The 18849-nt window shown below is 64.0% G+C and carries 22 protein-coding genes; 12 read left to right on the top strand and 10 right to left on the bottom strand.

Translation table 11 applies throughout. The features are described 5' to 3' along the window. Positions 1 to 91 precede the first annotated feature (91 nt). The 3 genes from phbB (at position 92) to BLT50_RS07450 (ending at position 2491) form a co-directional block, all read left to right on the top strand. Positions 92 to 814 (top strand): acetoacetyl-CoA reductase, encoded by a 723-nt coding sequence (gene phbB / locus BLT50_RS07460; RefSeq protein ID WP_090028042.1) that lies wholly within the window; start codon positions 92 to 94, stop codon positions 812 to 814. A 149-nt stretch (positions 815 to 963) separates the two neighbouring features. Beyond that, positions 964 to 1896 carry a VOC family protein gene (locus BLT50_RS07455; RefSeq protein ID WP_090028041.1) on the top strand — a complete coding sequence of 311 codons (933 nt, stop codon included), beginning with the start codon at positions 964 to 966 and terminating at the stop codon, positions 1894 to 1896. Next, on the top strand, positions 1889 to 2491 hold the full coding sequence (locus BLT50_RS07450) for an alpha/beta hydrolase (RefSeq protein ID WP_245723326.1): 603 nt from the start codon (positions 1889 to 1891) through the stop codon (positions 2489 to 2491). The genes BLT50_RS07455 and BLT50_RS07450 overlap by 8 nt, the downstream gene beginning before the upstream one ends. 87 nt (positions 2492 to 2578) lie before the next feature. Here the strand turns inward: BLT50_RS07450 and BLT50_RS07445 are convergent, their stop codons facing one another. The 3 genes from BLT50_RS07445 to BLT50_RS07435 form a co-directional block, all read right to left on the bottom strand. Further along, complete coding sequence (locus tag BLT50_RS07445; RefSeq protein ID WP_090028039.1) at positions 2579 to 2752, bottom strand: YdcH family protein; 174 nt, start codon at positions 2750 to 2752, stop codon at positions 2579 to 2581. 107 nt (positions 2753 to 2859) lie between these two features. Next, complete coding sequence (locus BLT50_RS07440) at positions 2860 to 3606, bottom strand: tRNA1(Val) (adenine(37)-N6)-methyltransferase (RefSeq protein WP_090028038.1); 747 nt, start codon at positions 3604 to 3606, stop codon at positions 2860 to 2862. Continuing rightward, positions 3599 to 3814 (bottom strand): putative signal transducing protein, encoded by a 216-nt coding sequence (locus BLT50_RS07435; RefSeq protein WP_090028037.1) that lies wholly within the window; start codon positions 3812 to 3814, stop codon positions 3599 to 3601. The genes BLT50_RS07440 and BLT50_RS07435 overlap by 8 nt, the downstream gene beginning before the upstream one ends. Before the next feature lie 55 nt (positions 3815 to 3869). Between BLT50_RS07435 and BLT50_RS07430 the strand changes: the two genes are divergently transcribed. Then, on the top strand, positions 3870 to 4871 hold the full coding sequence (locus BLT50_RS07430) for a polyprenyl synthetase family protein (RefSeq protein ID WP_090028036.1): 1002 nt from the start codon (positions 3870 to 3872) through the stop codon (positions 4869 to 4871). On the opposite strand, the gene BLT50_RS07425 is transcribed toward BLT50_RS07430, so the two are convergent. From BLT50_RS07425 to BLT50_RS07415, 3 genes are all read right to left on the bottom strand, one after another. Continuing rightward, complete coding sequence (locus BLT50_RS07425) at positions 4864 to 5688, bottom strand: 4-(cytidine 5'-diphospho)-2-C-methyl-D-erythritol kinase (protein ID WP_090028035.1); 825 nt, start codon at positions 5686 to 5688, stop codon at positions 4864 to 4866. The two genes, BLT50_RS07430 and BLT50_RS07425, sit on opposite strands and share 8 nt — an antisense overlap. Continuing rightward, entirely contained in the window at positions 5678 to 7351 is a 1674-nt protein-coding gene (locus BLT50_RS07420; RefSeq protein WP_090028034.1) for a tetratricopeptide repeat protein, read from the bottom strand. Before BLT50_RS07420 ends, BLT50_RS07425 begins: the two co-directional genes overlap by 11 nt. Before the next feature lie 192 nt (positions 7352 to 7543). Next, positions 7544 to 9190: an electron transfer flavoprotein-ubiquinone oxidoreductase gene (locus BLT50_RS07415; RefSeq protein WP_090028033.1), complete on the bottom strand. Its 1647-nt coding sequence runs from the start codon at positions 9188 to 9190 to the stop codon at positions 7544 to 7546. Between the two features lie 241 nt (positions 9191 to 9431). Between BLT50_RS07415 and greA the strand changes: the two genes are divergently transcribed. From greA to BLT50_RS07395, 4 genes are all read left to right on the top strand, one after another. Continuing rightward, entirely contained in the window at positions 9432 to 9902 is a 471-nt protein-coding gene (greA, locus tag BLT50_RS07410) for a transcription elongation factor GreA (RefSeq protein WP_090028032.1), read from the top strand. 28 nt (positions 9903 to 9930) lie between these two features. Beyond that, on the top strand, positions 9931 to 10947 hold the full coding sequence (locus BLT50_RS07405; RefSeq protein WP_090028031.1) for a hypothetical protein: 1017 nt from the start codon (positions 9931 to 9933) through the stop codon (positions 10945 to 10947). A gap of 76 nt (positions 10948 to 11023) precedes the next feature. After that, positions 11024 to 11743: an AzlC family ABC transporter permease gene (locus BLT50_RS07400; protein ID WP_090028030.1), complete on the top strand. Its 720-nt coding sequence runs from the start codon at positions 11024 to 11026 to the stop codon at positions 11741 to 11743. Continuing rightward, a complete protein-coding gene (locus BLT50_RS07395) occupies positions 11740 to 12066 on the top strand; it encodes an AzlD domain-containing protein (protein WP_090028029.1) in 327 nt (108 codons plus the stop codon). Before BLT50_RS07400 ends, BLT50_RS07395 begins: the two co-directional genes overlap by 4 nt. Positions 12067 to 12072: 6 nt before the next feature. Here the strand turns inward: BLT50_RS07395 and BLT50_RS07390 are convergent, their stop codons facing one another. From BLT50_RS07390 to BLT50_RS07375, 4 genes are all read right to left on the bottom strand, one after another. Next, positions 12073 to 12780: a hypothetical protein gene (locus tag BLT50_RS07390; RefSeq protein ID WP_245723325.1), complete on the bottom strand. Its 708-nt coding sequence runs from the start codon at positions 12778 to 12780 to the stop codon at positions 12073 to 12075. Between the two features lie 46 nt (positions 12781 to 12826). Further along, positions 12827 to 12961 (bottom strand): aa3-type cytochrome c oxidase subunit IV, encoded by a 135-nt coding sequence (locus BLT50_RS07385; RefSeq protein ID WP_090028028.1) that lies wholly within the window; start codon positions 12959 to 12961, stop codon positions 12827 to 12829. A 109-nt stretch (positions 12962 to 13070) separates the two neighbouring features. After that, positions 13071 to 14117 carry an MBL fold metallo-hydrolase gene (locus BLT50_RS07380; protein WP_090028027.1) on the bottom strand — a complete coding sequence of 349 codons (1047 nt, stop codon included), beginning with the start codon at positions 14115 to 14117 and terminating at the stop codon, positions 13071 to 13073. Beyond that, positions 14117 to 15811 (bottom strand): acyl-CoA dehydrogenase family protein, encoded by a 1695-nt coding sequence (locus tag BLT50_RS07375; protein ID WP_090028026.1) that lies wholly within the window; start codon positions 15809 to 15811, stop codon positions 14117 to 14119. Before BLT50_RS07375 ends, BLT50_RS07380 begins: the two co-directional genes overlap by 1 nt. A 115-nt stretch (positions 15812 to 15926) precedes the next feature. On the opposite strand from BLT50_RS07375, the gene BLT50_RS07370 reads away from it, so the two are divergent. From BLT50_RS07370 to moaB, 4 genes are read left to right on the top strand one after another with little or no spacing between them, the layout of a single operon-like run. Continuing rightward, the gene (locus tag BLT50_RS07370) at positions 15927 to 16868 is read left to right on the top strand and encodes an L-threonylcarbamoyladenylate synthase (protein ID WP_090028025.1); all 942 of its coding nucleotides are present in this window, start codon (positions 15927 to 15929) and stop codon (positions 16866 to 16868) included. A 38-nt stretch (positions 16869 to 16906) separates the two neighbouring features. Next, positions 16907 to 17695 carry a uracil-DNA glycosylase gene (locus tag BLT50_RS07365; protein WP_090028024.1) on the top strand — a complete coding sequence of 263 codons (789 nt, stop codon included), beginning with the start codon at positions 16907 to 16909 and terminating at the stop codon, positions 17693 to 17695. Beyond that, positions 17695 to 18288, top strand: coding sequence for a metallophosphoesterase family protein (locus BLT50_RS07360; RefSeq protein ID WP_090028023.1), 594 nt, complete (start codon positions 17695 to 17697; stop codon positions 18286 to 18288). The genes BLT50_RS07365 and BLT50_RS07360 overlap by 1 nt, the downstream gene beginning before the upstream one ends. Before the next feature lie 11 nt (positions 18289 to 18299). Continuing rightward, on the top strand, positions 18300 to 18842 hold the full coding sequence (gene moaB / locus BLT50_RS07355) for a molybdenum cofactor biosynthesis protein B (RefSeq protein WP_090028022.1): 543 nt from the start codon (positions 18300 to 18302) through the stop codon (positions 18840 to 18842). The last annotated feature ends 7 nt before the right edge of the window (positions 18843 to 18849 follow it).

Raw genomic sequence — 18849 nt, 5'->3', positions numbered from 1 at the left:
AGCGGAAATTCTACGCGAAATAATATTGCGCATCGGTTTTTGAAAAAGTAACAAGGTTACCAAGAGAATAACGCCAGACCTGGAGGATATCATGGCAAGAGTTGCACTCGTCACAGGCGGATCGCGCGGCATCGGCGCGGCCATTTCCAAGGCTCTCAAGGCAGAAGGCTACGAAGTGGCAGCCACCTATGCCGGAAACGACGAAGCCGCGGCCCAATTCACCGAGGAAACCGGCATCAAGACCTACAAGTGGAACGTGGGGGACTATGACGAATCCAAGGCCGGCATCGAAAAGGTCGAGGCCGATCTTGGCCCGATCGACGTCGTGGTGGCCAATGCCGGCATCACCCGCGACGCCCCGTTCCACAAGATGACACCGCAACAGTGGCACGAGGTGATCGACACCAACCTGACCGGCGTATTCAACACCATCCATCCGGTCTGGCCCGGTATGCGCGAACGCAAATTCGGCCGCATCGTCGTGATCTCGTCGATCAACGGCCAGAAAGGCCAGTTCGCCCAGGTGAACTATGCCGCGACCAAGGCCGGCGATCTGGGTATCGTGAAATCGCTGGCCCAGGAAGGCGCGCGCGCCGGCATCACCGCGAACGCGATCTGCCCCGGCTACATCGCGACGGACATGGTGATGGCGGTACCCGAAAAGGTGCGGGAATCGATCATCGCGCAAATCCCGACCGGACGTCTGGGCGAGCCCGAGGAAATCGCGCGGTGCGTGGTGTTCCTTGCATCGGACGATGCGGGCTTCATCAACGGATCGACGATTTCCGCCAACGGCGCGCAATTCTTCGTCTGACCCACAAGGCGTCGAACCGTTTGAAATGCACAACGCGCCCCGCCATGCCGGGGCGCGTTTCTTGTGCGGCACTGCACAAATGACGCGCGGGAATGGGCGTTTTCGTGCGTATGAATAATGTCATATCCCCTGCAAATGGAGGATTTGCCATGCTGACCCAGATCAACGGATTGCACCACGTTACCTCGCTTGCGAGCGGGGCACAGGAAAATAACGACTTTTTCACCAAAGTGCTCGGCCTGCGCCGGGTGAAGAAAACGGTGAACTTCGATGCGCCCGAGGTGTATCACCTTTATTACGGTGACGAGTTGGGCACGCCGGGTACGGTGATGACCTATTTCCCCTTCCCCAATGCGCGGCGCGGCCGCCCCGGTGCAGGCGAAGTTGCCGTGACAGCGTTTGCGATTCCCAAAGGCAGCCGCGACTGGTGGGCCGACAGGCTGGCGTCGCTTGGCGTCAAGGGGATCGAAAAGCAGGATTACCTTGGCGAAGCGCGGCTGCGCTTTCAGGGCCCTGACGGTGACGGATTCGCCCTTGTCGAAGCGGATGACGGGCGCGCACCGTGGACCGGGGGCGATGTGGACGCCGATCACGCCATCCGTGGCTTTCATTCCACGCAAATGCGCCTGAACGACAAAGGCGCCACCGCCGAGCTGCTGAAATTCATGGGCTACGAGGCGCAGGACAACGCCGGTGACATCACCCGCTTTTCGCTGCAAAACGGCAATGGCGCGCATGTGATTGACGTCGAAACCCTGCCGCAGGCGCCGATGGCCGCGCAAGGGGCCGGTTCGGTGCACCACGTGGCGTTCTCGGTCGACAATCGCGAGGCGCAGCTTGCCGTTCGGAAATCGCTCATGGACACCGGGTATCAGGTAACGCCCGTGATCGACCGCGATTATTTCTGGGCGATCTATTTCCGTACCCCGGGCGGTGTCCTTTTCGAAATCGCCACGAACGAACCCGGCTTTGACCGCGACGAGGACCGCGCGCATCTGGGCGAGGCTCTCAAGCTGCCCAGCCAGCATGCCCATCTGCGCGATCTGCTGGAACGCGAATACCTGGAGCCCATTCGTGACTGACCTGCATTTCGCCGAAACGATCGGCCAACCGGGTGCGCCGCTTGTCTTTACCTTTCACGGGACAGGCGGCAACGAAATGCAGTTCCACGGGCTGGCCCGCGACCTGATGCCCGCCGCGCATGTCGTTTCGCCGCGTGGGCAGGTCAGCGAAGGCGGCATGAACCGGTATTTCCGGCGCAAGGCCGAGGGCGTCTATGACATGGACGACCTCGCCAGGCGGGTCGAGGACATGGCCGCGTTCCTTACCTCTGCGAAAGAGCGCAGCGGCACGGACCGTGTGATTGCGCTGGGATATTCCAACGGCGCCAATATCGCCGCTGCCGTTGCGTTTCGGTATCCCGGTATTTTCGACGAGATGGTACTGATGCACCCGTTGATCCCCTGGACGCCCGATCCCCAGCCCGGTTTGAAGGGTCGGCGCATTCTGATAACGGCTGGCCGCGCAGACCCGATTTGCCCGGCACCGCAGACGGATGCACTGTCAGACTGGCTGACGGCGCAAGGCGCGGATGTCACGCTGGAATGGCATGCAGGCGGGCACGAAATCCGGCCAGAGGAACTGACCGCCCTGTCACGCTTTGTCACCAGCACATAAAACCAGTGACCCGGGTCGCAAAGCGCCCGGAAATCTTCGGTGAATCTGCGCCGGGCTACGTCAGGCCCGGCGCAAAATATGCAAGGGTCAGGACACGTCAGCCGTCAGGCGTTCGATCTCGTCCTTCAGACGCAATTTCTGCTTTTTCAGTTCGGCGATTTCGGTATCGGGCGTGCCCGGCGCGCGCAGCGCCGCCTCTACCCGGTCCGAGAGGGTCTGGTGTTTCTTCTTCAGTTCCTCGATATGCGAACTCAAGCTCATTGGCGTCCTCCTCTCGTTGCGATGTAGCCACGGGACAGTGCAGCACATTCCACGGCTTCTGTCACGCCGCAGTCGCAGCATGTGGCAAATATTCTCTTAATCCCGGCTCAGGGGAACGGCAGCGCTGTCGCGTCGCGCAAAACGGCGCGGATCGCGGGGCTGTAATCCTCGCGGTCACTGTCGTGGCGCGGCGCTTCGTGCATCACGACGCCCGCATGCAGCCGAAAGGCCGCTTTTCCGCCCTTGCGTCCACGCACGATCACAAGCTGGCAGTCGCGTCCCGGTCGTGGGATCAGAGGCAAAAGCTGAACGGACCCCAGGAAACGGTCGAAAAGCGCCAGAAGTTCGGGCAGGCGTTCGACCCGTTGGATCATCGTCACCTGCCCCCGGTCGCGCACCCGGCGGGCGGCCGCACGCACCCAATCGGCAAGCGGGGCGGCCTCGCCCATCGCGTGTTCGCGCGCCTCGTCGCGGGCCGGAACGCTTTGATCGCGCCGGAAATAGGGCGGATTGGCGATAACGTGGTCGAACTGACGATCGCGCAGTTCGCGCGGCATCCGGGTCAGGTCGCCCTGGACGATTTCGAAGGCCAGGCCGGTTTCTTCGGCATTGCGGCGGGCCAGGTCCGCATAAAGCGGCTGCAGTTCCAGCCCGGTCACGGTCAGTCCAGGTACGCGCGCGGCAAGGCAAAGCCCCGCAGCCCCCACACCGCAGCCGAGATCCAGAACGGTCCGCGCATCGTCAGGCACGGTCGCCGCAAGAAGAACCGGGTCGACGCCCGCGCGATACCCCCGGCGGGGCTGCCACAGTTTCAACCGCCCGCCGAGGAACTTGTCGTGGGTCAGATCATTCATCCACCGCGATCCCGTTGTCGCGCAGGGCGCGCCGGGCCTGGTCCAGATCGTCTTCGCGCACCATCAGGCGGCGCGGCAAAATGCCGATGGACCCTTCGAGGACGCTCATGTTTACGTCCATTTCAAAGCAGTCTATATCCTCGCCCTGGAGCAGCGCCTTGGCAAAGGCCATCACGGTCGGGTCGTTGGTACGCAAAAGCTGTTTCATGACACCGAGATAAGGCCATGGCGCGGCAAATGTCGAGCCATGCGATGGGGATAGTATGAGCCTGGACGAAGCCGCCACAAAGCCGCACGAGGAACTGGCCGCAACGCTTGCCGAGGGCATGGACGCCGTGAACGTCCTGATCCGGGAACGGATGGCCAGCGAAAACGCGCCCCGCATCCCCGAGGTCACCGCCCACCTGGTCGAGGCCGGAGGCAAGCGCCTGCGCCCGATGCTCGTGCTCGCCGCGGCGCGGATGTGCGGCTATGCCGGCCCTTACGACATTCACCTGGCCGCGACGGTCGAATTCATCCACACCGCGACGCTGCTGCATGACGACGTCGTGGACGAAAGCCAGCAACGCCGCGGACGGCCCACCGCGAACCTGCTGTGGGACAACAAATCGAGCGTTCTTGTCGGCGACTACCTGTTTGCGCGCGCGTTCCAGCTGATGGTCGAACCGGGCAACCTGCGCGTCCTGTCGATCCTGTCGAACGCCGCGGCCACCATCGCCGAGGGCGAAGTTCTGCAACTGAGCGCGGCACAGGATCTGCGCACGACCGAAGACATCTACCTCAAGGTCGTACGGGGCAAGACCGCGGCGCTGTTTTCTGCCGCGACCGAGGCGGGCGGCGTGATCGCGGGCGCGACCGAAGAGCAGGTCCAGGCCTTGTTCGATTACGGCGATGCGCTGGGGATCGCCTTTCAGATCGTCGATGACCTGCTGGATTACCAGGGCGACGCAAAGGCCACTGGGAAAAATGTCGGTGACGATTTCCGCGAGCGAAAGCTGACCCTGCCGGTGATCAAGGCGGTGGCGCTGGCCGATGACGAAGAGCGTGCCTTCTGGACACGCACGATCGAAAAGGGCCGCCAGGAAGACGGCGATCTCGAACACGCGATTGCGCTGCTGGAAAAGCACGGCACACTCGAGGCGACGCGCCGCGATGCGCTGGACTGGGCGGCCAAGGCCAAGGCGGCGATGGCCGCCCTGCCCGAATCCGACCTGCAGCGGATGCTCGGTGATCTTGCCGACTACGTGGTCGCGCGGATCAACTGACCGCTTGCGGCCTGGCGCTGATCGTACGGGCCGCAACGCTCCACCAACCCGGATTGGACTGCGCGATGCGCGCAGCGGCGGCCATGGCCTGCATCCGGTCCGGGTAGACCCCGAAACAGGTCGCGCCCGAACCCGACATCCGTGCCAGCTCGGCCCCGCTCAAGGCATCCAGAACATCCGCGATCTGCGGCACAAGCGCGACGGCCGGGGCCTGCAGATCGTTGCGCTGCGAGGCAAGCCAGCGCACGAAGCCATTGCGCGTGATCCAGCTTTCCAGCCCGTCCATCTGATCGTTGACCTTTTCCGACAAGGCATCGAACACATCGGGCGTGGCGACGTGACCACCGGGATTGACCAGCACGATATCCAGTTCCGGCAATCCGGGCAGCGGGGTCAGGATTTCCCCGATCCCCTGCATCCTTTTTGGAACCGCGCTCAGGCAGACGGGAACGTCCGCGCCCAGGCTTTCCGCGGTTTCAAGATCCGCACAGCCCAAATGCCGCAAGACTGCGGCCGCATCCGACGATCCGCCCCCGATGCCCGCGCCATGCGGCAGGTTCTTTTCCAGCGCGATATGTCCGGTCCAGCCAGCAGAGCGCGCCGCGCGCCAGACAAGGTTGCGATCGTCCGCCGGAACGCCTGCGGCGAAAGGGCCGGTCACGTCCAGCGCCATGTCCGGCCCGGGGGTAAAGCCCAGCCGGTCGCCGACATCAGCGAAAACGACAAGGGAATCAAGCATGTGATACCCGTCCGGCCGCTGTGCGGTGACGTGGAGCGTCAGATTGATCTTGGCCGGGGCAAATGCCTCAGTCACCATTGGCAACCTTCAGCGGCGGGGCCCCTTCTTCCTCAAGCACCTGATCCAGCCCAACCTCGAGCTTGCGGCGGATCCGGTCGGGATCGACGTCTTCCGAGGTTTCGGCGGTGCCGTGGAAAGACAATGCACGCTTCCACTGGAACCGCGCCTCAAGCTTGCGGCCCACGGCCCAGTAGACATCGCCAAGGTGATCGTTCACCACCGGATCGGTCGGCATCAGCTCGGCGGCGCGCTCCATGTGGCCCACCGCCTCGCCATAGCGGCCCAGCCGGTACAGAACCCAGCCAAGGCTGTCGACGATATAGCCGCTGTCCGGCCGCGCCGCGACCGCGCGTTCGATCATGTCGAGCGCCTCATCCAGCTTTTCGTGCTTTTCGACCAGCGAATAGCCCAGGTAGTTCAGCACCTGCGGCTGCTCCGGGTTCAGTTCCAGCGCACGGCGAAAATCGGCTTCGGCCTCGGGCCACATGTCCTGCCGCTCATAGCTGATCGCACGGGCGTAGAAGATGAACCATTGCTGCTCGGTCGGTTCTCCGAACAGGTCCAGCGCGCGAGTGTAAGAGGCCGATGCGGCCTCGTAATCCTTGGTCTGGCGCATCATGTCGCCCAGCGTCATATGGACGATGGGCAGGTCGCCATGGGTTTCCGCTAGTTGCTCCAGCACCTCGACAGCGGCATCCACGCGCCCGTCGCGCCGCAGGGCCTCGGCCCGGCCAAGTTCGGCCGCATGATAGGATTCGTGGTCGCGCGGCAACCGCTTGTAGGTTTCCACGGCCAGTTCGAACCGGTCGAGTTTTTCCAGCAATTGCGCGGACATCAGCAAGGCGTCGCTGTGATCTGGGCGCAGGAACTCGGCCACGCGGCTGTAGATCAGCGTGTAGTCGTCGCCCGCCTCATTCGACAGGGCGGCCGCCACTGTGAAAAAGACTTCGGCCATGCCGTCGCGGGGCGATGTCACGAAATCGAAGCGCAGCGTATCGTTCGCCTGCAGGCGATCGCGGATATCGCGCAGCGCGGGATCGAGATCGGGGCCAAACAGCGTGATCATCAATTCCAGCGCACGATCGTTCTGACCAAGCTGGCTGAGGATCTGCATCCGGGCGATCGACGCCCGCCGGGTCATCTGGAGCGGGCCTGCACCATCCGCGGCAAAGATCGCCTCGGCGCCTTCGAAATCGCCGACCGACGCCAGCGCAAGCGCCTTGTGATACAGGGCAAACCCGCTCAGGCCCCGTTCCTGCGAAAGGGCGTCAAAGGCCGCGAGCGCCTCTTTCGCGGCGCCCTCGCCCAGATGCGCCCAGCCACGCAGCAAACCGTCGACAAGGGGGCCGACGCCCCTGTCCTCGTCAAGCCGGGTCAGCAGAGCGCCATATTCGCCGTTCGCCACCTCATCGGCGACCAGAACCATCTGTGCGATCTGGCTGCGCAGGCCATCGGCTTCCATCTTGCGGGCGGTGGGCACGGCGCGGGGCAGTTCACCCACGGCAAGTTGCGAAAGCGTCGCGTCCTCGAGCAGCTTGGGGTTGGACGGGTCACGCGCAAGGGCGCGCGTGAAATACTGCGCGGCTGCCTTGTAATCCGAGTTGAACGCCGCCTGCCGTGCCGCAAGGTAAGACCCGGCAAGCCCGTTTTGCGCCATGACCGGCCCGGCGGCCACCGCCATCGCCAATGCCGCCGTCAGTCCCAGTAGTCGCGCCCTTGCCTGTGCCACTCGTCGCCCCTTTGCCTGCTATTCCCGCCCAAGGTAGCGTGCCGGCCCCGAAACGCAATGCACCGTGATGTGAGGCGCGACAATGGGCGGCAGAACGCAAACAGGCGGCCCCGGGGCCGCCTGCGCGCGCAATCCGAAACCGGATCACATGTTGGGATAGTTCGGGCCGTCCCCGCCCTGCGGCGTGGTCCAGTTGATGTTCTGGCTGGGGTCCTTGATGTCGCAGGTCTTGCAGTGCACGCAGTTCTGGAAATTGATCACGAACTCGGGCTTGCCGTCCTTTTCCACGAACTCGTAAACGCCGGCCGGGCAATAGCGCGCCGAAGGACCGTCGTATTTCGCCAGGTTCACCGCCACCGGCACGCTCGCATCCTTGAGCTTGAGGTGACAGGGCTGGCTTTCCTCGTGGTTGGTCATCGAGAAGCTGACATTCGTAAGACGGTCGAAGGACAGCGTGCCATCGGGCTTGGGATAGTCGATGTCCTTGTGCCTGGACGCGGGTTCGGTCGCCTCGGCATCGGTCTTGCCGTGGCCCAGCGTGCCGAACAGGGAAAAGCCCATGGTGTTGGTCCACATGTCCAGACCGCCCAGCACCAGCGATGCCGTCAGCCCGAATTTCGACCACAGCGGTTTGACGTTGCGGACCTTTTTCAGATCCTTACCGATCGCGCCTTCGCGGACGGACTTTTCATAGGCGCTCAGCTCGTCCGACTGGCGGCCTGCCTGGATCGCCTCGTACGCGGCTTCGGCCGCGGCCTTGCCCGACAGCATGGCGTTATGGTTGCCCTTGATGCGCGGCACGTTGACCATGCCCACGGAACAGCCCAGCAGCGCCACGCCGGGCGCAACCATCTTGGGCATGGACTGATACCCGCCTTCCGAGATCGCCCGCGCGCCATAGGCCACGCGCTTGCCGCCCTTCAGCAGCTCGGCCACCATCGGGTGATGCTTGAACCGCTGGAATTCCATGTAGGGGAAAAGATGCGGGTTCTTGTAGTTCAGGTGAACCACGAAGCCGACATAGACCTGGTTGTTTTCGAGGTGATAGATGAACGACCCGCCGCCGGCATTGCTGCCCAGCGGCCAGCCCATCGTGTGGGTGACCGAGCCTTCCTTGTGCTTCGCGGGGTCGATCTCCCAGATTTCCTTCATGCCAAGGCCGAATTTCTGCGGCTCCTTGCCCTTCTGGAGGTCGTATTTCGCGATCACTTCCTTGGCGAGCGATCCGCGCACGCCTTCGGACAGGAACACGTACTTGCCGTGCAACTCCATCCCCGGTTCTGTGTTCTCACCGATCGAGCCATCGGGTTCGAGCCCGAACACACCGGCGACCACGCCCTTGACCTCGCCGTTTTCGCCATAGACCATTTCGGAACAGGCCATGCCGGGGAAGATTTCCACGCCCAGCGCTTCGGCCTGCTCGGCCATCCAGCGGCAGACATTGCCCATCGACACGATGTAATTGCCGTGGTTGTTCATCAGCGGCGGCATCGGCCAGTTGGGGATACGGACCTCGCCGGCCTCGCCCAGCATGTAGAAGTTGTCTTCGCGTACCGGCACGTTCAACGGCGCGCCCTTTTCCTTCCAGTCGGGGATCAGCGCATCCAGCCCGCAGGGATCGAGCACGGCGCCCGACAGGATATGCGCGCCCACCTCGGACCCTTTTTCGAGGACCACAACGTTCAGGTCTGCGTCCAGTTGCTTGAGACGGATCGCTGCCGACAGGCCGGCCGGACCCGCACCAACGATAACGACGTCATATTCCATGGCTTCGCGTTCGATCTCGGACATCTAGGCCCCCTTCTTTGTTGGCGCGCGCAAGAAAATTTCGCCTTGGTTACCGCGCTGCAGCATTGACAGTCAATCGCGACACAACGTTAAACCGCGCGAAATCCCCGGCAAGGGGCATCGCGGGCGGAATTGCACCTCGACGCGGCTTGGCCTATTGCAAATCCAAGCCCCGTTGGGGCAGGTTTGTTTGCAACGAAAAACGCACCATGGCCAAACTGTGCCGGCCAAGGGAGAGTAGTTTATGGAAAAGATACCGATGACCCGCGCCGGACACAGCGCGCTGGAAGCCGAGTTGAAGCAGCTCAAGAGTGTCGAGCGGCCCGCCATCATCAAGGCGATCGCCGAGGCGCGCGAGCATGGCGATCTTTCGGAGAACGCCGAATATCATTCCGCGCGGGAAAAGCAGTCCTTTATCGAAGGCCGCATCAAGGAGCTTGAGGGCATCATCGGTCTGGCCGAGGTGATCGACCCCAAAACCTTGTCCGGCGCGATCAAGTTCGGCGCGACCGTCACGCTGGTCGACGAAGACACCGACGAGGAAAAGACCTGGCAGATCGTGGGAGAGCACGAGGCCAACATCGAAAAGGGTCTGCTGAACATCAAGTCGCCCATCGCGCGTGCCCTGATCGGCAAGGAAGAGGGCGACAGCGTGGATGTGCGCACGCCCGGCGGCGAGAAATCCTACGAAGTACTGAAAATCGAATACAAGTGACATCGGGGCGTCTGTCGCGGGGGTGCGAATGGCCAACAAGAACGACAGCACACCGACGCCTCTGGGCATTTACGACCGGCCAAGCGCACCCAAGGTGACGGCCATCGAATGGGTCGCCGTGGGCCTGTCCGTATTGTGGCTGGCGGGCACTGCGGTGTTCTTTGTCGTCCTCAAACCCGCCGCCGGACCCGAGCAGGGCGCAGGTATGCGTTTGTTGATGACGATGCTTGCGATCTTCATGCCGGTTGCGATGATCTGGGTGGCCGCCACAGCGGCCCGCGCAAGCAAGGTCATGCGCGAGGAAAGTCAGCGCCTGCAGACCGCCATAGACGCGATCCGGCAGGCCTATATCGCGCAGTCGCAGGGGCGCGACCTGGGAACAGAACCATCGGTGGCCCGCAAGCTCGATGAAATTGCGGCGACGGCCAAGAAGACGGAAACCGCGCTGGCGACGTTCACGTCGATCCGAAGCGCACCGGCCGCCATGCGCCCTGCCCCTGCACCTACCGCAGCGCCCACCGCGGATGACCAGGCGCCTTTGCCCCTGGGCACCACGTCCGAGGACATGGCCCCGCCGCTGGACCGGTCGGATTTCATCCGTGCGCTGAACTTCCCGGAGACCGCCGAGGACGAAGAAGGCTTTGCCGCCCTGCGCAAGGCGCTGCGCGACAGGCAGGCAAAGGAGTTGATCCAGGCCAGCCAGGATATCCTGACCCTGCTCAGCCAAGACGGCATTTACATGGACGACCTGCGCCCCGATCTGGCACGCCCCGAAATCTGGCGGCGCTTCGCGACCGGCGAACGCGGCCGCGCGATTGCCGCGCTTGGCGGTATCCGCGACCGCTCGTCCCTGGCGCTGACCGCAGGCCGGATGAAACAGGATCCGATCTTTCGCGATGCGGCACACCACTTTCTGCGCAAGTTCGACCATATGTTCATCGCGTTCGAACAGGCGGCCAGCGACAGCGAAATCCAGGATCTGGCGGGCACACGCACGGCGCGCGCCTTCATGCTGCTGGGGCGCGTGGCGGGCATGTTCGACTGAGCCTGCGCATCGCCTTGCATCCCCCGGCCCGCAAGGATAGGCCTTGGGGGAACCGTAATGCCGGGGCATTCCACCCATGACAGAAGAAGCGAAAAGCGCCTATTGGCAGGGCTTCCGCGATGGCGCGCCATTTTTCCTTGTGGTGACCCCATTCGCCCTGCTGTTTGGCGTCGTCGCGACCGAATCCGGGCTGTCCGTGATCGAGGCGCTCAGCTTTTCGGTCGTGGTGATCGCGGGCGCGGCGCAGTTCACCGCGCTGCAGTTGCTGCTCGATAACGCGCCGGTTTTCGTGGCGCTGGCTTCGGCGCTGGCGGTCAATCTGCGCATGGCGATGTATTCGGCATCGCTGACGCCGCATCTGGGCCGCGCGCCAATGTGGCAGCGCGCGCTGATTGCCTATTTCCTTGTGGACCAATCCTATGCCTGCTCGATCATCGCCTATGAAAGGCACCGTGATTGGACCGTGCCGGAAAAGGTCGCCTATTTCTTTGGTGTGATCACGCCGATCTGCCCCATGTGGTACGCGATGACGCTGCTGGGCGCGCTGATCGGCAACGCCATCCCCCCGGAATTCGGGTTGGATTTCGCAGTGCCCATCACCTTCATCGCCCTTATCGCGCCGATGCTGCGCACGGGGGCGCACAGGGCCGCGGCGCTGGCCTCGGTCGTTCTGGCGCTGGGGTTTGCCTGGATGCCGTTCAATCTGGGCCTGATGGTCGCCGCACTGGGGGCGATGATGGTGGGCGCACAGGTCGAAGTGGTGCTGCGGCGCCGTGGGCTTTGGGTGGATCCATGATCGACAAGACCGACCTCTGGATCATCATCATCGGGCTGGGCATCGGCAGCTTCGGCTTGCGGTTCGTTTTCCTTGGCCTGGTCGGGGAACGGCCGATGCCCGAATGGGTACTGCGCCACCTGCGCTACACGGCCGTCGCGGTTCTGCCGGCCATCGTGACGCCGCTTGCGATCTGGCCGAACGCCACGGGCGGACAACCCGACCCGGCACGGCTTGCTGCTGCAATCGTGACCCTGGCAGTGGGTTATTTCACAAAGAATGTGCTGCTCGCGATCGGATCGGGCGCGGCGACGCTGGTCGGCGGACTGTTCCTGCTGGGCTGAAGGCCGTTATTCGTCGGCCTGCTGACCGCCGCGACCCTGGCGGCCACCCCCCTGATAGGCCGCCTGCTGGGCTTGCTGTTCGACGTTCTGCCGTGCGGCCTGCTGGGCTGCCACCCGGTCCGGGTCGAAAGCGGCCAGAACCGCACGGTTGTCGTCGGAGTCGTATTCGTAAAGCTCGCGTGACGTGACGCCCGGAAGCTTGGCGAACTGATCGGCCAGGTTATTGGGATACCAGGTCGAGGAAATTCCCAGTTGCGGGAACGCGGCCAGAATCTCGGATGTGCTGGCTGCACAGCGCGCATCGGCCTGACGACCCTTTGCAAGGGCCTCACGCAACACACCTTCGGCCAGTTCGGACGACACCTGCAGGCGCTGCACCTGAACATAGAATGTCTCACGCGCATGATAGCGGGTGTAGACATCCAGCATACCGGGCGTCACGCCGAAAATCACGTCACCACGGCGAACGATCGCCTCGTTGCGGAACGAACCCGCCGGATCGAAGATCACGCGCTGACTGCCATTGATGAGAAGAGATGTATGCGCACCCTGGCCGGTGCGGTTGCTTTTCATTGTGAAAAGCACAAGTTCGGGCGGCCCATCATGACGGTAGGCCGCCTGCTGGATCACGTCGTCGCTGCGGGGTATTTCGGGTTTTACCGTACAGCCGGCAAGAGATAGCGCCACGAGTGCGGCCAGCAGCAAACGGTGCATACCCATACCCTCCGAAAGCCCGCGACGACGCGACCCGTGCCTGGCGTCAACCGTTGACGATGGCGATAAAAATCAGAACTGCGATGATGGCGACAACCGACCATTTCACCGTGTTGACGAACCCGTCGAACGTCTTTTTCTGAACTGTGATGTCCATATCGCCGTGCTTGTACTCGCCCATGTGTCGTGTCCTTTCGCTTGGTCCCTTGGCGTTGGTCCGTTGATTAACGGATTCACGAACGCCTGTCACGCCTCAACAAAGGCTGTTTTGACGCATTTGCGGCCCGGCGTCAGCCCACCCGCTGCCAAAGCCACGCGCCATCGCCGGTGCGGCGATGACGGGTGACGTCGCCCTTGTGCAGCAGGTGATTGAGATGCGCCACCGTTTCCGACAGCGCAAGGCCATAGGTGCCAGCATCGATCGAACGCTTGAAGAGCGGCGCGAAACAGTCGCCAGCCACGCGCGGCGTGGCCAGGTGGTCGCGCAACCGCTCGAGCGCGCCGTGATGGTTCTCGGCCAATTGGTGCATCCGCAGCGGCAGACCGGTGAATGGCAGCTTGTGGCCGCCCAGGACCAGGTGATCCTCACGCGCAAGGGGGGCAAGCCGTTCACAGCTTTCCAGCCATTCCGCCAGCGGGTCAGCCATGGGTTCGGCAGGATAGACCCCGATATTGGGGCTGATCGAGGGCAGGATCTGGTCGCCCGCGATCACCAGGCTGTCGTCGCGGCTCCACAATGTCAGGTGCTCGGGCGCGTGGCCGTTGCCGATATGCACGTCCCAGTCCCTGCCCCCGGCATGCAGGCTGTCGCCCTGTTGCAGCCGCACAAAACCGGTCGGCAGCATGTGCGACAGGTCCGACAGGTTGAAGGGCCGTTCGGCAAGGCGCTTTTCATACATTTCCGGCGACATGCCGGCGTCGCGCCAGAATTGCTGCGCCTGCGGGCTGGGGGTGTCCTCCACATCCAGCATCAGCATCCGCGCCATCGCGTAGGTGGTACGCGTGGTCCAGTTCTCGGCGCCGAAACGCTCCATCAGCCATCCGACCATCCCGACGTGATCGGGGTGATAATGCGTCAGGATCACCCGTCCGACAGGCTTGCCGCCCAGGACGCGGGCCAGGATGTCTTCCCAGATGGCGATGGATTTACGCGACTTCACTCCACTGTCGACCACCGTCCAGTGATCGCCCTCGTCCAGCGCGTAGACGTTGACGTGATCCAGTTTCATCGGCAGCGGCAGGCGGACCCACAGCACGCCCTCGGCGACTTCGATGGCCTCACCGGGTTCGGGCGCCCTGTCCCAGGGATAGCGGATACCGTGCGCCGCGCCGTCCATCATGCCGCCAGCTCGTCTTCGCTGACCGAAAACAGATCGTCCGCCCCGGCCATCGCGTGCGACAAAAGCGCGGCATGTTCAGGCAGCAGACGGGCGATGTAGAAACGCGCCAGCTTGGTGCGGGCCCCTTCGCCCTGCTCGGCCAGTGCGGCACGCAGGTGGTAATGGCCGCCCAGCACGCGCGCAAAGGCCCGCAGGAACGGCACCGAGCCCGCGAAGCGCGTGCGCATGTCGGACTGCGCGACCAGCCATTCCACCGCCTCGCGCAGCGTTTCCGAAGCCTGCCAGACCGGTTCGGCCAGTTCGGGCATATCGCCACGCACCTGTTCGGCATGGGCCTCGATCTCGTCCAGAAGGCGGAACGCGGCCTCGCCGCCATCCATCATCTTGCGGCCCACGAGGTCCATCGCCTGAATGCCGTTGGTGCCTTCGTAAATCGGCGTGATCCGCGCGTCGCGCAGGAACTGCGCCGCACCGGTTTCCTCGATAAAGCCCATGCCGCCGTGGATCTGAATCCCGATGCTCGACACTTCGCAGCCGATATCGGTGGCGAACGCCTTAGCGATCGGGGTCAGCAACGCGGCGCGCGCCTTCCATTCGGGATCGTGGGTCGCGGTCTCCATGTCGATGGCCACGGCGCAGTTCAGCGCGATGGCGCGCGCGGCAAAAGTTTCGGCCTTCATCGTCAGCAGCATGCGGCGCACATCCGCATGCTCGATGATCCGGCCCATCTGCTTGCGCTCCTGCGCATAGGCAAGGGCGTGCTGATACGCGCCCTCGGCACAGCCCACACCCTGCGCGCCAACGGCAAGGCGGGCGTTGTTCATCATGGTGAACATCGCAGCCATGCCCTTGTTTTCCTCTCCTACAAGCCACCCGGTCGCACCGTCATACTGCATGACGGCGGTCGGGCTGCCGTGAATGCCCATCTTGTGTTCCAGGCTCACGACTTTCAGCGCGTTGGCCACGCCGGGATTGCCGTTTTCGTCGGGAATGAACTTGGGCACCATGAACAGGCTGATCCCCTTGGTTCCGGCGGGCGCACCGGGCAGACGCGCAAGCACCAGATGGCACACATTCTCGGTGAAATCGTGATCGCCAAAGGTGATATAAATCTTTTGACCAGAGATCCGGTAGCTGCCGTCGCCCTCGGGTTCGGCCCGTGTGGTCAGCGCGCCCACGTCGGACCCGGCCTGCGGCTCGGTCAGGTTCATCGTGCCGGTCCATTCGCCCGAAATCAGCTTCGGCAGGTAGATTTCCTTGATCTCGTCGCTGGCGTGATGTTCCAGCGCCTCGACCTGGCCCTGGGTCAGCAGCGGGCACAGACCCAGCGACATGCAGGTCGATGCCGCCATTTCGTTGAAGGCGGTCGTGATCGTGATCGGCAGGCCCATGCCGCCGTGTTCCTGCCCGGCAGACAGCGCGATCCAGCCACCTTCGGCCAGTTGGCCGAAGGCGTCCTTGAACCCGTCCGACGTGCGGACGACGCCGTTTTCCAGGCGCGCGGGCTGCAAATCTCCGGTGCGGCGCAGCGGGGCAAGCACCTCTTCGCAGATGCGGCCTGCACCCTCCAGGATGGCGTCGACCATATCGGGGGTGGCATCGCTGAACCGCTCGGTGTTCTGGACCAGGGCAAAGCTCGACACGTTGTCCAGGATGTAACGCAAATCGGCGACGGGGGCACGATAGGGCATCGGATTTCTCCTGCGGAGGCAGCTTGGCAAATTGAGGGGCTGCCTGTATTCGGTTGAGTTCTGTGGCAGACTAGTCGGCCGCACTCACGCATCAACCGGAACGCGGCGTCAGAGCATGGGGAAAACAGAGCTTCTGCCAGGAGATGAGGGTGGCATTGTCCGCGCCGCGGAATTGCTTTCCGAGGGGCGGCTTATCGCGCTTCCGACCGAGACCGTTTACGGCCTCGCGGGCGATGCCAGAAGCGACCGTGCTGTGGCGCGAATCTACGAGGCCAAGGGCCGGCCCAGCTTCAACCCGCTGATCGTCCACCTGCCCGACGCGCGGCTGGCGCGTGACTTCGTGACATGGACGGACACCGCCCAAAAACTGGCCGATGCGTTCTGGCCCGGCCCGCTGACATTGGTTTTGCCGCTGCGCGCGGGTCACGGGCTGTCGGCCCTGGTCACGGCGGGACTGGATACCGTGGCGTTGCGTGTGCCTGCGCACCCGCTGGCACGGGCGGTTCTGCGCGCCTTCGGCGGGCCGGTCGCGGCGCCCTCGGCCAACCCCTCGGGCCGGATCAGCCCGACAACCGTCGCGCATGTGATGGCGGGCCTCGATGGCCGGATAGACGCGGTGATCGACGGCGGCGATTGCGACGTAGGGCTGGAAAGCACGATCGTCGGGCTGGCGGGCGTCCCCACCCTTCTGCGCCCCGGCGGCGTCCCCGCCGACAGGATCGAGGCCGTGCTGGGCGCGCCGCTTGAGCGCGATGCGGGCGACGCGATCACCGCGCCGGGGCAACTGGCATCGCATTACGCGCCCGGCGCGCGCGTCCGGCTGAATGCCACGCAGGCCGATCCGGGCGAGGTTCTGCTGGGTTTCGGCCCGATGGCCTGCGATCTGAACCTGTCGGAAACCGGCGATCTGGTCGAAGCCGCGGCGAACCTGTTTCGCCACCTGCACACGCTCGACCGGCCCGGCATCGCGGGTATCGCCGTGGCTCCGATCCCCGACACAGGGCTTGGCGTTGCGATCAATGACAGGCTGCGGCGCGCCGCCGCCCCGCGCGGCTGAGCCTTTTCGCCCAACGTCCCAACGCCTAGGTTAGAACCATGGAATCGGCAACCGACACATATGCGGCACTGGCTGCGCTGGAATGGCAGGTCGAACTGGGCGCGATAGACGCGATCGGTGACGCGCCCGTCAACCGGTATGAATTGCCGAAAGAAGCGCCCGCCCGCCCCACATCGGCAAACCCGGCCCCGCAGCCCGCGCCCATCGTCAAACCGGCCGAGGTCGATACCGTGGCGATCGCCCGCCAGATGGCCGAGGCGGCCAACGACCTCGATCAGCTCAGAACGGCGCTTGGCCAGTATGAGCATTGCGAATTGAAAAAGGGCGCGCGCAACCTCGTGTTCGCGGATGGCAACCCGGCCGCCCGCGTGATGATCATCGGCGAGGCGCCGGGCCGCGACGAGGACCGCGAGGGCAAGCCTTTCGTCGGACGGGCCGGGCAATTGCTGGACCGGATGCTGGCCGCCATCGGGCTGGACCGCCATGCCGGGGACGCGTCGAACGCCGTCTACATCACCAACGTCCTGCCCTGGCGCCCGCCGCAGAACCGCGACCCCAAGCCCGAGGAAATCGCCATGATGCTGCCCTTCGTGCAGCGCCATGTCGCACTGGCAAAGCCCGAGATCATCGTGCTGATGGGTAACTACAGTTGCCAGGCCGGGCTTGGAAAACGCGGCATCACCCGGCTGCGCGGACAATGGCACGAGGCGTATGGCCATCCGGCCCTGCCGATGCTTCACCCCGCTTACCTGTTGCGCCAGCCGCATGCCAAGCGCGAGGCCTGGGCCGACCTTTTGTCTCTCAAGGCAAAGCTGGGAACCGGCTGATGCATATACTTGCGTTTTCCGATCTGCACCGTGCCCGCAACCGCGCCGAAACCCTGACCGAGGCCAGCACCGAGGCCGACCTCGTCATCGGCGCGGGCGATTTCTGCAACACGCGCGAAGGGCTCGACGAGGCGATGGAGATGCTGCGGGGCATCATGGCGCCGATGATCGTCGTGCCCGGCAACGCCGAAAGCGTCGAGGAACTGCGCGCCGCCGCCCGCCCCAACATGACCGTTCTGCACGGGCAATCGACCGAGGCCGCGGGCCTGCGCGTCTTTGGCCTTGGCTACGGCGTTCCGCTCACGCCGTTCGGCGCGTGGTCTTGCGACCTGTCCGAGGCCGAGGCCGAAAAAATGCTGGCGGGCGCCGAAGGCTGCGATCTGCTGGTCACCCATTCCCCGCCCAAGGGCGTGGCGGATGTGACCTCGGGCGGGCAATCCGTCGGCTCGATCGCGATCCGCGATGCGATCGCGCGGTTTCAGCCCAAAATCGCGCTGTGCGGGCACATACATGACAGCTGGGGCCGGTCGGGCAAGATCGGGGACACGGCCGTTCACAACCTTGGCCCCAAACCCAACTGGTTCGAAATCTGAGGCGACCCATCATGTCACGCATCGACGAAACCAAGGAATTCATCCCCGTCCGCATCGCGGTTCTGACGGTCAGCGACACGCGCGGGATCGAGGATGACCGCTCAGGCGACACTCTGGTGCAGCGCATCGAAGGCGCGGGCCACATCCTGGCCGACCGCATGCTTGTCCGCGACGAACGCGACGCCATCGCCGCGCAACTGCGCGAATGGGTGGAAAGCCCCGATGTGGACGTCGTGATCTCGACCGGCGGCACCGGCCTGACCGGCCGCGACGTGACGGTCGAGGCGCATCGCGACGTCTATGAAAAGGAAATCGACGCGTTCGGCACGGTGTTCACCATCGTCAGCATGAACAAGATCGGCACCAGCGCGGTGCAGTCGCGCGCCACCGGCGGGGTTGCGGGTGGCACGTATCTATTCGCGCTGCCCGGCAGCACCGGCGCCTGCAAGGACGCGTGGGACGAGATCCTGCAATACCAGCTGGATTACCGCCACGCGCCCTGCAATTTCGTGCAGATCATGCCCCGGCTGGAAGAACACAAGCGACGGAAATAGCGCGGCG

It is taken from the genome of Lutimaribacter saemankumensis (assembly GCF_900100005.1).
In the GTDB taxonomy this organism is placed as follows: Bacteria; Pseudomonadota; Alphaproteobacteria; order Rhodobacterales; family Rhodobacteraceae; genus Lutimaribacter; species Lutimaribacter saemankumensis.
This window is presented reverse-complemented; position numbering and strand designations above follow the sequence as displayed.

Coding starts and splice junctions, on each gene's coding strand:
- BLT50_RS07395 (WP_090028029.1), top strand. CDS start 11,740: ATGATCGACAAGACCGACCTCTGGATCATCATCATCGGGCTGGGCATC.
- BLT50_RS07400 (WP_090028030.1), top strand. CDS start 11,024: ATGACAGAAGAAGCGAAAAGCGCCTATTGGCAGGGCTTCCGCGATGGC.
- BLT50_RS07375 (WP_090028026.1), bottom strand. CDS start 15,811: ATGCCCTATCGTGCCCCCGTCGCCGATTTGCGTTACATCCTGGACAAC.
- BLT50_RS07420 (WP_090028034.1), bottom strand. CDS start 7,351: ATGGCGGTGGCCGCCGGGCCGGTCATGGCGCAAAACGGGCTTGCCGGG.
- BLT50_RS07440 (WP_090028038.1), bottom strand. CDS start 3,606: ATGAATGATCTGACCCACGACAAGTTCCTCGGCGGGCGGTTGAAACTG.
- moaB (WP_090028022.1), top strand. CDS start 18,300: ATGTCACGCATCGACGAAACCAAGGAATTCATCCCCGTCCGCATCGCG.
- BLT50_RS07435 (WP_090028037.1), bottom strand. CDS start 3,814: ATGAAACAGCTTTTGCGTACCAACGACCCGACCGTGATGGCCTTTGCC.
- BLT50_RS07365 (WP_090028024.1), top strand. CDS start 16,907: ATGGAATCGGCAACCGACACATATGCGGCACTGGCTGCGCTGGAATGG.
- BLT50_RS07425 (WP_090028035.1), bottom strand. CDS start 5,688: ATGGTGACTGAGGCATTTGCCCCGGCCAAGATCAATCTGACGCTCCAC.
- BLT50_RS07405 (WP_090028031.1), top strand. CDS start 9,931: ATGGCCAACAAGAACGACAGCACACCGACGCCTCTGGGCATTTACGAC.
- BLT50_RS07390 (WP_245723325.1), bottom strand. CDS start 12,780: ATGCACCGTTTGCTGCTGGCCGCACTCGTGGCGCTATCTCTTGCCGGC.
- BLT50_RS07360 (WP_090028023.1), top strand. CDS start 17,695: ATGCATATACTTGCGTTTTCCGATCTGCACCGTGCCCGCAACCGCGCC.
- greA (WP_090028032.1), top strand. CDS start 9,432: ATGGAAAAGATACCGATGACCCGCGCCGGACACAGCGCGCTGGAAGCC.
- phbB (WP_090028042.1), top strand. CDS start 92: ATGGCAAGAGTTGCACTCGTCACAGGCGGATCGCGCGGCATCGGCGCG.
- BLT50_RS07385 (WP_090028028.1), bottom strand. CDS start 12,961: ATGGGCGAGTACAAGCACGGCGATATGGACATCACAGTTCAGAAAAAG.
- BLT50_RS07415 (WP_090028033.1), bottom strand. CDS start 9,190: ATGTCCGAGATCGAACGCGAAGCCATGGAATATGACGTCGTTATCGTT.
- BLT50_RS07445 (WP_090028039.1), bottom strand. CDS start 2,752: ATGAGCTTGAGTTCGCATATCGAGGAACTGAAGAAGAAACACCAGACC.
- BLT50_RS07455 (WP_090028041.1), top strand. CDS start 964: ATGCTGACCCAGATCAACGGATTGCACCACGTTACCTCGCTTGCGAGC.
- BLT50_RS07430 (WP_090028036.1), top strand. CDS start 3,870: ATGAGCCTGGACGAAGCCGCCACAAAGCCGCACGAGGAACTGGCCGCA.
- BLT50_RS07380 (WP_090028027.1), bottom strand. CDS start 14,117: ATGGACGGCGCGGCGCACGGTATCCGCTATCCCTGGGACAGGGCGCCC.
- BLT50_RS07370 (WP_090028025.1), top strand. CDS start 15,927: ATGGGGAAAACAGAGCTTCTGCCAGGAGATGAGGGTGGCATTGTCCGC.